At 70.4% G+C, this 15,148-nt stretch carries 11 protein-coding genes; 4 read left to right on the top strand and 7 right to left on the bottom strand.

What is annotated here, in order from left to right; genetic code table 11:
- Nucleotides 1–82: 82 nt before the first annotated feature.
- From AB0N90_RS04035 to AB0N90_RS04015, 5 genes are all read right to left on the bottom strand, one after another.
- Complete coding sequence (locus tag AB0N90_RS04035) at nt 83–2,671, bottom strand: SpoIIE family protein phosphatase (protein WP_365192864.1); 2,589 nt, start codon at nt 2,669–2,671, stop codon at nt 83–85.
- A 318-nt stretch (nt 2,672–2,989) separates the two neighbouring features.
- A complete protein-coding gene (locus AB0N90_RS04030) occupies nt 2,990–3,397 on the bottom strand; it encodes an ATP-binding protein (protein ID WP_037661696.1) in 408 nt (135 codons plus the stop codon).
- A 382-nt stretch (nt 3,398–3,779) separates the two neighbouring features.
- On the bottom strand, nt 3,780–4,190 hold the full coding sequence (locus AB0N90_RS04025) for a (deoxy)nucleoside triphosphate pyrophosphohydrolase (RefSeq protein ID WP_365193570.1): 411 nt from the start codon (nt 4,188–4,190) through the stop codon (nt 3,780–3,782).
- Between the two features lie 63 nt (nt 4,191–4,253).
- Nucleotides 4,254–4,445, bottom strand: coding sequence for an SPOR domain-containing protein (locus AB0N90_RS04020; protein ID WP_361675003.1), 192 nt, complete (start codon nt 4,443–4,445; stop codon nt 4,254–4,256).
- Nucleotides 4,446–4,825: 380 nt separating this feature from the next.
- Complete coding sequence (locus AB0N90_RS04015; protein WP_128791519.1) at nt 4,826–5,578, bottom strand: GntR family transcriptional regulator; 753 nt, start codon at nt 5,576–5,578, stop codon at nt 4,826–4,828.
- A 260-nt stretch (nt 5,579–5,838) separates the two neighbouring features.
- Here AB0N90_RS04015 and AB0N90_RS04010 point away from each other — a divergent pair, with 260 nt between their 5' ends.
- The 3 genes from AB0N90_RS04010 to AB0N90_RS04000 all read left to right on the top strand — a co-directional run bounded on the left by AB0N90_RS04010 (nt 5,839) and on the right by AB0N90_RS04000 (nt 11,536).
- Entirely contained in the window at nt 5,839–7,071 is a 1,233-nt protein-coding gene (locus AB0N90_RS04010) for a serpin family protein (RefSeq protein WP_365192861.1), read from the top strand.
- 162 nt (nt 7,072–7,233) lie between these two features.
- Nucleotides 7,234–7,632, top strand: a complete 399-nt coding sequence (locus tag AB0N90_RS04005; protein ID WP_365192859.1) for a CPCC family cysteine-rich protein — start codon at nt 7,234–7,236, stop codon at nt 7,630–7,632.
- Nucleotides 7,633–8,002: 370 nt separating this feature from the next.
- Entirely contained in the window at nt 8,003–11,536 is a 3,534-nt protein-coding gene (locus tag AB0N90_RS04000) for an ATP-binding protein (RefSeq protein ID WP_365192857.1), read from the top strand.
- A 431-nt stretch (nt 11,537–11,967) separates the two neighbouring features.
- On the opposite strand, the gene AB0N90_RS03995 is transcribed toward AB0N90_RS04000, so the two are convergent.
- Complete coding sequence (locus AB0N90_RS03995; RefSeq protein WP_365192855.1) at nt 11,968–12,696, bottom strand: SDR family oxidoreductase; 729 nt, start codon at nt 12,694–12,696, stop codon at nt 11,968–11,970.
- Nucleotides 12,697–13,018: 322 nt separating this feature from the next.
- Nucleotides 13,019–13,801: an aminotransferase class IV family protein gene (locus tag AB0N90_RS03990; RefSeq protein WP_365192854.1), complete on the bottom strand. Its 783-nt coding sequence runs from the start codon at nt 13,799–13,801 to the stop codon at nt 13,019–13,021.
- Nucleotides 13,802–14,804: 1,003 nt separating this feature from the next.
- Here AB0N90_RS03990 and AB0N90_RS03985 point away from each other — a divergent pair.
- Nucleotides 14,805–15,011: a trehalase-like domain-containing protein gene (locus tag AB0N90_RS03985; RefSeq protein ID WP_365192852.1), complete on the top strand. Its 207-nt coding sequence runs from the start codon at nt 14,805–14,807 to the stop codon at nt 15,009–15,011.
- Nucleotides 15,012–15,148 lie beyond the last annotated feature (137 nt).

The raw sequence follows: 15,148 nt of genomic DNA, 5'->3' as shown, positions 1-15,148 counted from the left end.
AGTGCCGGGAGACGGTCGGAGACGGTCCGCCCGGCCGACCGAGGCGGGTGGGTGGGTGGCAGGTGGTTGGGTGGAGGAGCCGTCAGAACAGGCTGAGCAGGGCCTCCGCCGGGTCGGTGAGGACCGCCTCCGCACCCGGCAGCGGCAGTTCGAACCACACCGTCTTCCCCCGGGGCGTCCGCCGCGACCCCCACGCCGCGCTGAGCAACTGCACCAGCTGCAGCCCCCGCCCGCCCTCGTCCGTGTCCCGGGCCCGCCGACGCCGGGGCTGCACGAGCCCGCCGTCCCACACCTCGCACACCAGGGTCCGGTCCAGCAGCAGCCGTAGCCTGATCTCCCCCTCGCCGTACCGCAGCGCGTTCGTCACCAGCTCACTGACCAGCAACTCCGTCGTGTCGACCAGCGCCTCAAGGCCCCAGTCCAGCAACTGCGTACGGGCATGCTCCCGCGCCCGCCCCACGCTCCGCGGCTCCCGCGGCAGCGTCCAGTCGCCGACGGAGTCCGCCGGCAGCCCCTGCACCCGGGCCATCAGCAGCGCGATGTCGTCCTCGCCATGATGCGTGTCGAGGGTGTTGAGGACGTGGTCGCAGACATCCTCCAGCGGCCGCGCCGGATCGGTGAGCGCGCCGACGAGCGCGTGCAGCCCCTCGTCCAGCGGATGGTCCCGGGACTCCACCAGGCCGTCCGTGTACAGCGCGAGCAACGCGCCCTCGGGCAGCTCGACCTCCACCTCCTCGAAGGGCTCGCCCCCCACCCCGAGCGGCATCCCGGGCGGCACGTCCAGCATCAGCGCGGGCTCACCCGGTTCGACCAGCACCGGCGGCAGATGGCCCGCGTTGGCGAACGTACATCGCCGGGTCACCGAGTCGTACACGGCGTACACACACGTCGCGAGGTACACCTCCGACAGATCCGCGTCCCTGGGCTGGCGCGCCGTACGCGTCGCCTGCTGCACACCCCCCGGCGTGCCGAGCCCCCGCGCGATCTCGTCCAACGCGGAGAGCACCTCGGCGGGTTCGAGATCGAGCAGCGCCAACGTCCGTACAGCCGTCCGCAGTTCGCCCATCGCGACGGCCGCCCGCAGCCCGCGCCCCATCACATCGCCCACCACCAACGCCGTACGGTGGCCGGGCAGTTCGATGACGTCGAACCAGTCGCCGCCGACCTCGGTCGCCGCGTTGCCGGGCAGATAGCGGCAGGCGATGTCCAGGCCGGACGCCTCCGGGTCGCCCGGCGGCAGCAGCGAGCGCTGGAGGATCAACGCCCGCTCGTGCTCCCGGCGGTACAGCCGCGCGTTGTCCATGCAGACCGCGGCGCGCGCGGCCAGTTCCACCGCGAGGTCCCGGTCCCGCTCCCCGAACGGCTCGCTGCCCTTGGTCCGCGCGAACCGTACGAGCCCCACCACCGTGTCGTGCGCGACCATCGGCACCGCGAGCGTGGACTGCACCAGGCTCCCCTCCTCGGCCGGCACCGCCCGCGGCCGCGCGGTGCGCAGGGCGTCCGCACAGGGGGAGTTGAAGGGGAAGTGGTGTACGGCGCCGACCTTGACGGTCTCGGTGACCCGGCCCACGGGGGCGTCCGCGACCGCGCTGGCGATGGCGACCCGGCGCAACTCCGCACTGCCGTCGGCCATCCCGGGCGGAGTCTCGTCGCCGGTCAGCAGCCCCTGGTAGAGGTCGACGGTCGCGAGGTCGCAGAAGCCGGGGACGACGACGTCGAGGAGTTCACGCGCCGTGGTCTCCAGATCGAGCGAGTTGCCGATGCGCGCCCCGGCCTCGTTGAGCAGCGCCAGATTGCGCCGGGCCGCGGCGGCCTCGCGGGCGGCGGCGCGGCGGGAGGTGACATCGGTGGCGAGCCAGGCCACGCCGATCGGCCGGCCGCTGCCGCTGTGCACGCGGTAGAGGTTGACCGACCAGTGCCGGCGCTCCTCGGACCCCGGGACATGACCGGTGACATGCATGTCGGTGATGGGGTCGCCGCTCTCCAGCACCCGCCGCAGCGTCGCCGAGACCCGCTCGGCCTCGCCGCGCGGCAGATAGTCGAACACGCCCTTGCCCCGGTGGTCGTCCGGGCTGCCGCCGAAGACATTGGCGAACCGCTGGTTGACGCGCCGTACCCGCAGGTCGAAGTCGAGCAGCAGGAAACCGAAGGGGGATTGTCCGAATATCGCCTGGGACGCGGCGAGATCGGTCTCGATCCTGCGCAGGGTGCGGACGTCCACGACGATGCAGACGGCGGCCTTCTCGCCCTCCGCGGTCCGGGTCGGCATCACATAGACCTCGGCCAGACCGTCCGCGCCGCGCCCGCCCTCCGGCGGATCCGGCAGCCGGAAGGGCACGACCCCGGTCCACTCACGCCCGTCGAGTATCTCCGCCATCTTGCGCTGGCCCTGTTCCCGCAGGTCGGGGTCGATGAACGCCTCGATGGGATCCATCCCGACGGCGCGCGCGGCCGGAATGCCGAACAGCTGCTCGGCGCGCAGGCTCCACTGGTCCACCAGGCCGCCGGGGCCGATGGAGAAAGAGGCCACCTTTATGTAGTCGTACATGGAGCCGGGCGGACTGCTCTGCCACAGGGCGCCACCGGTCGCCGCCGCACCCGCGGCGGTCTGGTCCCTCGCGCCGTCCGACGGGTCCTCGGACTCCGTGGCCTTCGCTGGTATCTCGCTCACGCGAACCGTCCCCTCCAGCTCACCGCGCCCGGCACCGGTCACCGGGGGCGGCTGCCCGCAGTATCCAGTACTACGGCGCCGCGCGACACGGTGTTCACGATCACAGCTCGGTCCAGACGTTTTTCGGACCGCTCCGCGACAACACTTCCACTCTTCTAACCAGGGAACACGGCCTCGAACCACACACTCCGCACCCGTCCGCGAGCCGGGGTCACACGGTGGACCGTACGGCGGTCGATGTACACCCTCTCCGCCCCCTCGGGCGCCCCTGCCTCACCCCGGGCACCCCCGCGCCACCCCGATGCGCCCCCGGCACCGTCATCCCGGTACGGCCAGCTCGAACCAGACGGTCTTTCCGCTCGCGCCGGGCCGGGTGCCCCAGCGGCGTGAGGACCCCGCGAGCAGCTGGAGTCCGCGCCCGCTCTCGTCCTCGGGCCGGGCGACCCGCTCCCGCGGCGGATCGGGGAGCGGGTCGGACACCTCCACCAACAGGGAGTCGTCGGCGCCGACCGGCCGTACGAGCCGTACGCCGATGGGGCCGGTGGCGTAGCGCAGCGAGTTGGTGACCAGTTCGCTCACCAGCAGCGCGGCGAGGTCGGCGACGCAGTCGAGGTCCCAGCCGTGCAACTGGCCGCGGACCGCGGTCCGGGCGCTGCGCACGGCGCCCGGTTCCGCGGGAAAGGTCCACTCGGCGCAGTCGCCATCGGTGTCGATCACGCCGATCACTTCCCAGGCCGCGAGCCGTCCGGTTTCGTGGGGTTAATGGGCCCATACCCGATAAGTGATGGCCAATACCGCCCGGACCGTCGGGGTGTGGGTCGAACGGCCTACCCGGGCCGTGACGGCGGGGCCGGACAGCAGCATCGGACAGCGGCATCGGGCGGCGACATCGGCGACGGCACCGGGCGGGCCGCGTACGGAGGACAGGCGCCGTACGACTTCCGACCGCGCGACCTGCCCACCGCGCGATTGCCGACCGTACGGCTGCGACAGGGAACCGCCGGACAGCCGACCGCCAGACATCCGGCCGTAACGCAGCCGGTCGTAAGTCACCCGCGTCAGCCGACCGGCACGCGGCCTTCAGGGAACGCGGATCGCAGTGCCCGCCTCAGCGCGCGCCCGTCCCCATCCGCTCCCCGACCTCCCGTACCGCCGGCACATCCTGCTCCAGCCATGGCACGTCCCACAGTTGCGCCGGGGTCAGCCAGCGCAGCTCGTCGTGGTCCTGGAGGGCGCGGGGCGCGGGTGAGCCGGGGCGCAGCCGGACGGTCCACACCCACAGGACGTACGGATCCCGCAGGGGCCACTGGCCGGGTACGCGCTCCACCGTCTCGGCGTCGACGCCGAGTTCCTCGCGCAGTTCGCGCACCAGGGCGTCCTCGGGCCGCTCCCCGCGCTCGACCTTGCCACCGGGCAGCTCCCAGCGTCCGGCCAGGTCGGCGGGCGCGCTACGGCGTGCGGCGAGCAGGCGGCCGCCGTCGAGCAGGGCGGCGCCGACCACCACGGTCCGTCCCGTCATGGGTGTCATGGGCGTCGTGGGCGTCATGGAGCGGAGCCTACGGGAGGCTCCGAACGGGGCCGGTCAGCCGCGGCCGCCGTCTCCGTTCTGCCCGAGACGCTCGACCACGTAGAGCCGCTTGTTCCCCGGATCCTCGAAGCTGTCGGCGATCTTCTGCGCCTCGGCCTGGGTCGCGTACCGGCCGACACGGTACTGATTGCCGTTGTCGTCCTGCCGTATGACGATCCAGGGCAGGGAAGCCGTGCCCTCACTCATGGTCCGCTCCGCCCCCATCGCGCCCTTCACCCTTTCCGGCATCACGGGACCCCCATCCCGTCCCGGGCCCTTGCCGGGCCCCGCCCAAGGAAACCGCAATACGCATATGCCCGAGCGTACGCCCAACCTTCACTCAGCGAATACGCCTTTTCACAAAGAGGTACGCAACCCGGCAGACCGGCGGGGGCGCACAAGAACGAATGCGCCCTGGGCGAGACAACCGGAAGCATTCCACCGGAACCGACGCCCACCTGCGAAAACACCCGGATCACGGCATCGGTTAAGCAACCCTGGGACCCCCACCCCCGGCGCATCCGCCTCCCGCGCGAGCCCGCGATGTGCGCTAGGTCACTCCGCGACCGACGGGTGATGTACGACCCTCACCGCACCGGCAGGTGATACGCCACCCGGTACCGGTCCGCCGGAATGACCACGTCCGCGGTCTCCACGGGGCGCCCGGAGGCGTAGTACGTGCGCTGGACGACCAGGACGACATGGCCGGGGACGCCCCCGAGCAGATGCAGTTCCTCGGCGAGGCCGGGGCGCGCGCCGACCTCCTCGGTGACGTTGTCCACGATCACGTCGATGGCCCGCATGCGCTCGACCACGCCCATCCCGCCCAGCGGCCCCTCCTCGGGCAGCATCACCGGGGTGCGGCCGGTGACGGCGAGGGGCTCCCAGGAGGTGGAGAGCATCATCGGCTCACCGGCCTCACGGAACAGGTACTTGGTGCGCATGACCCGCTCGCCGATCTCGATCCCGAGCCGCTCGGCGATCGCGGCACCGGCCTCGGCCTGCCGGCTGCTGGACTCCCAGGTGCCGCGCACCGCGGCGTCGGCCTGCTCCTGCCGGAAGGGGGTGGCGCCGCCGCTGGGGCGGTAGCCGGAGCGGGACACCCGGCGCGGCACGGGCCGTTCGCGCACATACGTGCCCGAGCCGGAGCGGCCCTCGACCAGACCCTCGGCCATCAGGACCTTGCGGGCCTCCAGGGCGACGGTGTCCGAGACGCCGTACTCCTCGCGGATGCGGGCCTGCGAGGGGAGCCGGGTGTGGGGCGGCAGTGAACCGTCGACGATCTTCTTGCGGAGATCACCCGCGACGCGCAGGTACGCCGGCTGCTCACCGAAAGTCACTGGCCGCTCCCATCAGGTTGTACAGACAGCAACAGCGTGGCAACCGTGGGTTGAGCCGTGCAAGCAAAGGCCAGAGAATCACTCGAAGTGATGACATCTGGCCGGGCAAGCCCCCACCCAGCACTTTCTCCCCCGCTCGCGCCCCCCTTCACACCTGCCGAGCGCCCCGGACAACTCCGGCCGCCCGAACGGCAGTCCAGGAACACCGGTACCGTGCCTCTTACGACTTGTCGCAGGTAAGCGGGACACAGGGGGCGGAATTGAAGGTGGAGAACCGGGTCGACGGCACCGTCGTACGCACGGTGAACGGACTCACCGCGCGGTGGGGCGCCACCGCGCGGGGCGGCACGGCGTTCTCCGCCGCCGGGGTCTGGCCGTTGCTGGCCCTCCTCGCGGACGGCGCGGCGGGCCCCGCCCGGCAGGAACTGGCCGACGCGCTGGGCGTGCCCGCGGATCAAGCGGCCGCCACCGCACGGGAGTTGCTCGCGACCCTGGACTCGGTGCCGGGCCTGGACGCGGCCCTCGGCCTGTGGACTCAAGAGGAACTGCTGCTGCGCGAGGAGTGGTTGGCCAAGCTGCCGACGGCCTCGCACGGCTCGTTCGGGGACGATCTCGTCACCGCGCAGGAGCGGCTCGACCGTTGGGCCGCCGAGCGCACCGGCGGGCTGGTGGAGCGGATGCCGGTGACGCTGAACCGGCAGACGCGGATGGTGCTGGCGGGCGCGCTCGCCCTGCACACCACCTGGCGCCAGCCCTTCACCGAGCAGCCGCTCACCCCGGCGGCGGGCCCCTGGCAGGGCCGCACCCTGCGCGGCCTGCACCGGCGGAGCGTGCGCCCGGACCGGGTCGGTGTGGCCGGCACCCCGGACGGCTTCGTCACCGCGCTGACGGTCCCCGGGGACAACGGCATCGACGTCCATCTCGTCCTCGGCGAGGAGCGCATGACGCCGGGCCAGGTCATCGCCGCGGGCGTGGCCGTGGTGGAACGCGCGCTCCCTCTCACGCCGGGCGGCGCCCTGCCGTACGGCGAGGTCGGCCCCGGACTGCGGGTGACACGGGAACAGTCCGTCACCCCGGAGCCGACGTCCCTGGACGTGCGGACGGTGGCGTACGAGGTCCGCGCGGACCACGATCTGCTCGCCCACCCCGACCTCTTCGGCCTGCGCTCCGCGACCGACCCCCGCTTCGGCCACTTCCCCAGCGTCAGCGCCCACCCCCTGGCCGTCTCGGAGGCCCGCCAGTCGTCCGTGACCCGCTTCGGCGCCCTCGGCTTCCGCGCGGCCACGGTGACGGCGATGGCCGCGGCACCCGGCGGTGCCCCGCCCCAGCCCCGCTACGAGACCACCGTCATCCACACCACCTTCGACCGCCCCTTCGCCTTCCTCGCCGCCGACCGCGACTCCCGCCTGACCCTGATGTCCGGCTGGATCACCGACCCCGCCCCCTACCCGGCCCCGGGGTACGCGGGCAGCGCGGGCCGCCCGGGGGCGTGACACCCATAGGGGCCGGACTCCCGTGAAGCCCGGCCCTTTCCGTTCCTCATTGGCGTGCGTCGGCCCCCGACCGCTGTTCACAGGTGCCCTGCGGACTGGTCGGGCACCTCAGGGCAGAGAAATCCATGGCACACCAGCGGAACCTGCAACGAGACTGCACGGGTGAGCAACGCCTACTCCCACCCCTACCCCTGCCCGTGCTGCGGGCACCGCGTGCTGGGCGCGACGCCCGGCTCGTACGAGATCTGCCCCATATGTTTCTGGGAGGACGACGGAATCCAATTCCGCTGGGCGGCCATGGCAGGCGGGGCGAACAAGGTCTCCCTGATCGAGGCCCAGCGCAACTACCAGGACTTCGGCGCCTGCGACGAGCACGGTCGGCGGTTCGTCCGCCCACCGACCGAGGACGAACCGCTCGACCCCGCCTGGCGTCCCATCGATCTGGCGCGGGACTCCTTCGAAGACTGGGCGGCCGACGACTGTGCCCCGTGGCCCGACGACCGTTCGGTGCTCTGCTGGTGGCTCCCCACTTTCTGGCGCCGGGACCACTCCGCGTCATGACCTCCCACATCGAGATACTCGTCCAGCAACTCGCCGGCGACAACATCTTCGTCGCCCCCACCTGGATCGACCGTACCGACCTGTACCCGAAGCGGTAGTCGACGCCGCGCCTCGACATCTGCGGGACCCTGACTCGTGCTGTCAGCGAGCATGTGGGAGTACGCAAGCCGGCACGCGACAACGTGCTCACCCTCATACCCCTCCCCTGGAAGGCACGGGATGGTCTCGTGCCTTCTGGTGCCGTTGGGAGCCTACGGTCACATACAGCAAATCATCAGATATGGCGAGTATTTGACGGCTCGCGACACAGGACTGTCAGTGGCGCCCTCCATGCTGGAGGGCGAGCCGAGGCCAGGAAGGGAGACACCACGTGGGTGGAACTGACACGGCACGGGGCATGGGGTTCCAGACGGCATGCGCCATCCTGCAGCTGATCCGTACCCCGGACCAGTATCCGGAGGCGGAGACCTTCCGGGTGGAGGGCGCTGACGAGGCCATCGACTTCGAGGTGAGGGACGCGCGGGGACGACCACTGCTGCTCGCCCAGGCGAAGACCCGGGTGGAACCGCGCGCCTGGTCGGGGCCGGAGCTGCTGCGGCTCGCCCGCCGCTGGGCCGAGGCCGACCCCGACGGCACGGCAGTGCTGCGGTTCCTCTCCGACGGACCTGTACAGGCATCGGGGCAGGCCGTGCGGGACGCGGCGGAACGCGCCCGCACCCTCCCCGATCCCGAGCAATGGCTGGCTGCGTGCGAAGGCCTGGGCACCTCGATCGCACTCACCGCCGAGGACCACGCGCTGATGCACAGGCTGGAGATCAACACCCGTATCGGTCCGTGGAAACAGATCCTCGATGAAGCCAGAGTCGAACTGCTGCGGCTCGCCCCCACCGCCGTGGCGTCGGCCGAGATCGACGCCACCATCGACGCGTTGTTCGTGAAGATGTTCCAGTGGTCGGGGGAGCGGCGGATCGACCGGCGTACGATCCGGCTGGACGAGCTTCCGGGACTCCTGCGCGGGCGCCACACCACCTCCGGGAACGGGGCAAACGTTCCCCCGGGGCCCCGCCGCACCCTGTTCCGGGGTGTCCCCTCAGCCACCGGTCTGCGCGGGCGGACCGAAGAACTGGACGCATTGGGGAGGCTGTTCGACCGGGAGCCCGGCATCGAGACGACACGGGTCGTGGTGTCCGGGCTGGGCGGCATCGGCAAGTCGAGCGTCGCCCGCCTGTACGCCCACCGGAACCGGGAGGCGTACGACTTCGCCTGGTGGATCCCGTCCGACAGCAGGGAGGAAGTGATATCCGCGTACCGGCAGTTGGTGGCCGAGGAACAGCAGGAGGTCGAGCCCGCCACCGAGGCGGAGATCGTCGAGCGTGTCGGCCGTCGCCTCGGGCACCTGGGCGCCAGGCTCCTGCTGGTCTACGACAATGTCGCGAACCCCGAACAGCTCCAGGGGCTGCTGCCCGCCGAAGGTGCCCATGTGCTGGTCACCACCCGTGACTCGGCCTGGGCCGCGGCGGAAGGCGGGCTGATCGTGGGACGGATGGCCACGGAGGAGGCCACCCGTTGGGCAGCGGACCGGCTGCCGCGGCTGTCCGAGCCCGAAGTGTCCGCACTGGTCGACGCGGTCGAACGTATCCCGCTCGGGATCGCCCAGGCCACCGGCTATATCGCCGCGACCGAATGCCCGGTGGAGGTCTACCTGGCGGAGCTCTCGGAGTGCCGGGCCCGCCTGCTCGACAACCCCGGTTTCGTCCCCTTCGACTACCTCGCGGGAGTAACGCTGACGGCGGCGGTGACCCTCAGCGTGGGACGGGTGCTGTCGCATGCTCTGCGCTCGCCCGAAGGGTCCGAACCACAGCTCGCCGCCGAAATGCTCGGCCGCTGCGCCCTGCTCGCCCCGGACTTCATCCCGCTGCACCTCGCGGCACTCGACATGCCGACCGGTTCTGCCGTGTACGGCGCTGTGGCGGAGCTGCGCAGATTCTCCCTGGTCGCTCCCCAGGACGGCATGCTGGCGATCCACCGGATCGTCCAGGCGGTCGTCCGGGCCCTGATGGACGGCGAGGCCGTCGAGTCGATGTACGGACGTTTCCAGTACGAGCTGGTGACACGACTGGTCGCCTGTCAGAAGCAGAACCAGTGGGCCGAGGCCGCGACGCTGGTCGAACACGCGGTGCATGTGGCGCACCATGTGCGCGAGGGCGGCCACGTGGACGGCAGTACCGTCGCGTTGCTGGCCAACACCGCGGGAGCGGTCGCCAATGTGCACAGTGACCTGGCACGCAGTGAGGGTCTGTTGCGCGAGGCGTTGGCCGTCGTGGACGAATTCGAGGGCGCAGGGATGGACGACGCCGTGTACCGGAGAGCGGCGACGACCACCACGCTGGCCCAATGCCTGCAGAACCAGCAGAGGTTCGACGAGGCGGCAGAGGCGGCACAGACCGCCTGGGCCCTACTGGAGGGCCTGGAGACGCTCGATCCCGAGCAGATGGAGCACCTCCTTCTGGCCCACGTCACCGACATGCGCGCGGCCGTGGCGACGGACCGCTTCGCCGACGTGGCCCGCGCCGCCCTGAGGCTGGAGGCGGTACTGGGGCGCGAGGACGTGGCCACACCGGTCGAGTTGAAGGTCCGGCTGGAGCAGGCGCAGATGCTCGTATGGACCAAGAACTGGGACACCGCGGCGATGGTGATCGACGTGGCCAGGGGGCTCATCGGCCCCGCCGACGAGCCGAACGCGGAGCTGCTGTTCCTGGACGCCATGGTGAAGGCGTCCACCGGACGCCTGGAGGAGGCTCTGGCCATCACCGCGGTCATCCCGGAGCCCGAGGAACGCGCGGCTGTGACGATCACGCGTCATCACGCGGACCAGATGGTGGACGCGGCCCACGCCGTGATGGCTGGCAGCCTCCGGCGGCACACGGAGGGGACGCCCACCGACGTGTGGATTCTGAACGCCGCCGAATCCCTGCTCGAACGTGCCGAGGCCCTGCTCGAAGCGCACACCGAAGCAGGACCGGATGTGCTGGCCCACGTTCGGCAACGGTTCGCGGTACTGGCCTGGACCCGGCACACGCTCGGGCACCCCGGCGGTGACCTGGAGCAATCACGCATACTCATGCGCGAGAGCCTGGAATTGTTCGAAGCGATCGGGCAGGACCAGGTGCCGCTCGCGGTCACCGCACGCGAGTTCCTGAAGAGAGGCGGGCTGGAGGAGGACGACGGCCCCGTGGAAGGGGCGGCCGTGGAGGGGCCTCTTCGCTCCGTCCCCGGCCCGTCCGGGGGCACGGGGACGCACCTGATCTCCGCGTTCCCCTGGCGGAACGTCCTGGTCTGGGTCCGGGCGGCACCGCCGGACGCGCGATCGCTGTACGCCCTGCTCGGAGCCACCTCCTACCACCTCGGTGAACGGACGGCCCCCTCACCCGTCTTCGTCGCCCTGGCATGCACCGCCGCGGCGCGCACCCTGGGCCTGACGCTCCGCATGATCCCCACCACGCTCAAGGTGGCCTTCGACGGCGTTCCGCTCGATCTCCCGGATCAGGCGGCCGAACCGACGCTCACGCCCACCGGCGAGATCCGCGGACACATCACCCTCTGGTGCGAGGAGGCCGGACGCCTGGTGGACCCGGCTCTGATGATTGCCCAGGGCCGGTTCCCCGCGGGCGCAGAGGAGCGGGAGGCCTTCCTCGCACCCGCGGTCTTCCCCGCACCCGATGTGGACTCCCTGTTCGCCTTCCGTCCGACCACTGCCCGCGGGCGACACCTGCTCGTGTACGACTTCCGCCCGGACTGGGGGGAGGACCTCGCCAAGGTCCTCCCCCACCTGGACAGGACGACGGTGGCGACCTTCGCCCAACAGATCGCCTCAACGGCGGCCCTCGCCACGACCACCGCCTGAGCAACTGGCGGTCCAGGCCGTTCCCGCAGGACACCGGTCCGCCGCTCACGACACCCGATCGTCCAGCACACTGACGCCGAAGGGGCCGGACTCGACAGAGCCCGGCCCCTTCTGACGTACACGCTGCACTCACTGCCCAGCGCGAAGCACGCACGTGACCTGACGTTGAAGCGGAATGTCTGCTACAGAGCTCCCACCTGCGAAAACGCCGTTTCTCGGTGCCCATCCCAGCACCATCCCGGCACGGCAGCTCGTCACCCCCCGTCTACACAGCGGGCTCGAACGCTGTCTGCATGACAGCACGGCACCGGTCCCACGCCTCCGGCACCAGGTGTAATGGTGACGTCGGGTATTGGAATCGTCCGAATGCCTGGGGTCCGGAGCCGTGGTGCATCTCCGGACCGGCATCAGCCGCCGCGTGTGGGCTTCGATCAGACTTGTTCGAAGTGGAACGCCTTGATGAAGCAGTCACGGGGCTGGGCGACTGCGAAGAGGATGCATTCCACGAGCGAGTGCGAGGTGAGGGCGTCCTTGGACCCGCGTGGGGTGGTTTCCCACTCCTCTGATAGCGGGTCGGCGTTGTCGAAGTCGGGTGGGTAGAGCGATATCACCCGAACCCCTTGGGGTCGCAGACGCTTGGAGAGGATCTCGGTGAACCCTGCCTGAGCGCTCTTGGCTGTGTAGAAGGCGTCGTGGGCGTCCGAGCGGTGATGGCCCGTTGTTCCACAGGTGGAGACCATCGTCACGACATCCGCCTTGTCGGAGTTGAGCAGGAGAGGGAGGAAGTTCTTCACGGTCAGGACGGTGCCAGTGGCACCGGAGGTGATGGTGTCGATGACATCGGTGTCCGTTGCGGAGAGTAGGTCCGGCCCTTCGAGCCAGCGGGTTCCGTTGTTGATGAGCAGGTCGACACGGTCTGTGAGCCGCGCGATGGCGGAGGCGAAGTCGCGGATTGAGGTGGCGTCTGTCAGGTCACAGGCGAAGGCGTGCACGCGGTGATGGCCGCAGCCGCGAATTTCGTCGCGGACACGTTCGGCGGCATCGAGACTGCGAGCGGAGAGGAAGACCTCGGCTCCGAGGTCCGCGAACCGGATCGCCAGGGTCCGCCCGAAGTCGCGGCCGGCGGCTGTGATGACGACGCGGTGGTTGTCGAATCTCATGGTGTCGCTCCGGGTTTGTGGATCGGCTGTTGCAGAGGTGCGTCGGCCGACTTCGGCGGCATAGTTGGCCCAATCGCCGGCGGAGAGCCGTTGCCAGGCGACAGCGACATCGGTGTGGATGCCCAGGGTGCGGGCGAGGATCGCGGCGGGGGATCTCGGTGGCGAACTGGAAGAGTGCGGTGCTGCGGGCCTGGTGGCGAGCGGAATGGACGGTCAGCGCCTTCGGCAGCTTCAGCGCGTCGCGGTAGGCGACGAACCGGGCGTTGATCTCCGCCGGCTTGACTCGGCCGGTCCACCTGGTCACCCCCGCCACGGTCTTGCCCTACAGGGTCTCGCCGGGGATCGACAGGTACGCCTCCTGGAGTTGCCTCAATACGGGGTGGTCCACGGGGAACTCGGTGTCGTCGATCGCGGCCAGGGCGCGAACACCGATCGAGGTGTTCGTGGCGAAGGCCGCGGCCATGCTCTTCGCCTGGTCCAGGGTGACGGTGGCAGTGCGATGTTCGGCTTGCTGCCGAAGCAGGGCCATGGTCACACCGGGCAGTACAGGTGCGTCAGGCCACACGACGGTGCCCTCTCGGTCGACGAAGGCCACGTTCCAAGTACCGCCTTCGGAGACGAATCCGTCGCGGCCGACGAACAGGGCATCGTCGAAGTCCGCTCGCTGGGCAGCGCCCCGGGTGCGCAGGGCACCGAAGAGGCCGATGTGCTTCACCTGGGGCAGGTCACGCTCGTACACCAGGCTCTGGGCGCGCAACGGGGCCGGAGGCAGGGCGCCGGCGCCGCGCACGGACACGAGAACGTGCGGCTCGTTGGCCTCGGCCGGGTGGCCCATCTCGATCTTCGGGTCGTAGACCGTGACGCGCACAACACACGGCAGGGTCTGTCCTTTCAGGGCCTGGCGGACGAACTCGCGCACTCGGTCGGTGTTCAGGGCCGCGCGCCACACGATCTTGCAGTCCCGCGCGAGGCGTTCCAGATGCAGTGTCAGGCCGCGAATGCTGCCGTCGGAGTCGACGCGCATGGACGTGAAGTGCCCGACGTTCGTGAGCGCCAGGGGGAGCAGGTCGTCCACGGAGACAGGTTTCCCATCGAGAGTCACCATGGCGCTCAGCATGTCAGGACCATCTGCTCCGGCGGCACCCCAATCCATGTTACTGACGGGTCAACGTCATCTGAACGTCATTCCCAAGCCCTTGCAGCCGGGTGTTCGCTGGTTGCCACGCAAACACGTCGAGTGATCGACGCCGCGCGAAGCACGGGTGCCGCGTGCCGCTCTCCCGTGCATCCCGCACCTGGGAGGACCTCAACGAGCCCCGCCCCAGGCGTCACCCCAGCAGCTGGCGAACTCAAGTGACCTGCTGAGAAGAGGATTTGTGTCATGCGTCTGCCGCGGACTTCCCGTCGGGATGCATGCCCGCGCGTTGCCCCGAGCGGACGGGGCGGTACCGGTGCGCCGCCGAACCGGCAGCGCGATCGGGCGCTGGCCGCGGCCGAGACGGTGGCGCTCGTGCTGGACACGGACTCACCGCTGCCGGAGAACGCCGGCGACGTGGAGGAACTCGCTCGGCGCCTTCGTGATCACATCAGTCAACTCGGGCTGTCGTTCTCCCGGGAGCATCCACTCTGCGCGGCGCGCAGCAGCTCGCTTCGGCAGCGGTCCCCGATGGATACCTGCCTGGCCGAGTGCATCTGGTCAAGCCGGCCGAGGCCACTCAGGCGCTCGTGGCGACCGTACAAGCTCACGGCGTGGTCCCCGCGAAGCCGATGCGGAGACGGCGTTGGTGGAGACCGCAGCTCAACGTGATGCGCGGCTCGGTCTTCGCTATCGCCTTCGCTCTCTTGGTTCTGGCCGTGTCGGTACCCCGGGCATGACCGCCACCGGGGCAGTTCTGATCGCGGTGCTTCTCGACCCGATGGCGTGGCTGATTATCCGCGGTGGCCGAGCATCCGGCCGCGACGCTTCCCGGGACGAGGACTCCGCACCGGGACAGAACGGCCCTTCCTCGCGCAGGTGACCAACGAGTCCTTACTCATCTACCGTTCCCAGCCGCTGCGGCGGCCCCGGTGCCATCCCCGGATTCGCGGGGTCTACGGAGATCCACACGATGACTCGCCTTCCGCTTGTCGAGCAGTACGGCCTGATCGGCGACATGCAGACCAGCGCCCACGTATGCGACGACGGCTCGATCGACTGGCTGTGCCTGCCCCGATTCGACTCGTCGGCCCTGCTCGGCACCCAGAAACACGGATCCTGGCAGATCGCCCCCGCCCCGCCCGCCCGCCGGCCGATCCGACGCCGGAGCGGTCTCTGAGCGCCGGTACCGCGGTGACTCGCTCGTCCTCGAATCGCTGTGGCGTACGCCGACCGGGTCGGTGCGGGTGCTCGACTTCATGCCGCCGCGCGAGGGGGCACCGCAGGTGATCCAGACCGTCGAGGGCGTGGCCGGCG

Origin of the sequence: Streptomyces sp. NPDC093018, assembly GCF_040684035.1 — a bacterium.
Taxonomy (GTDB): Bacteria; Actinomycetota; Actinomycetes; order Streptomycetales; family Streptomycetaceae; genus Streptomyces; species Streptomyces murinus.
The sequence above is the reverse complement of the archived record's forward strand: the minus strand, read 5'-3'. Positions and strand labels throughout refer to the sequence as shown.

What these genes read in the sequence shown, in the direction of transcription:
- AB0N90_RS04020 (WP_361675003.1), bottom strand. Translation starts at nt 4,445, where the DNA reads ATGAGTGAGGGCACGGCTTCCCTGCCCTGGATCGTCATACGGCAGGAC.
- AB0N90_RS03990 (WP_365192854.1), bottom strand. Translation starts at nt 13,801, where the DNA reads ATGGTGACTCTCGATGGGAAACCTGTCTCCGTGGACGACCTGCTCCCC.
- AB0N90_RS03995 (WP_365192855.1), bottom strand. Translation starts at nt 12,696, where the DNA reads ATGAGATTCGACAACCACCGCGTCGTCATCACAGCCGCCGGCCGCGAC.
- AB0N90_RS03985 (WP_365192852.1), top strand. Translation starts at nt 14,805, where the DNA reads ATGACTCGCCTTCCGCTTGTCGAGCAGTACGGCCTGATCGGCGACATG.
- AB0N90_RS04025 (WP_365193570.1), bottom strand. Translation starts at nt 4,190, where the DNA reads ATGACGGGACGGACCGTGGTGGTCGGCGCCGCCCTGCTCGACGGCGGC.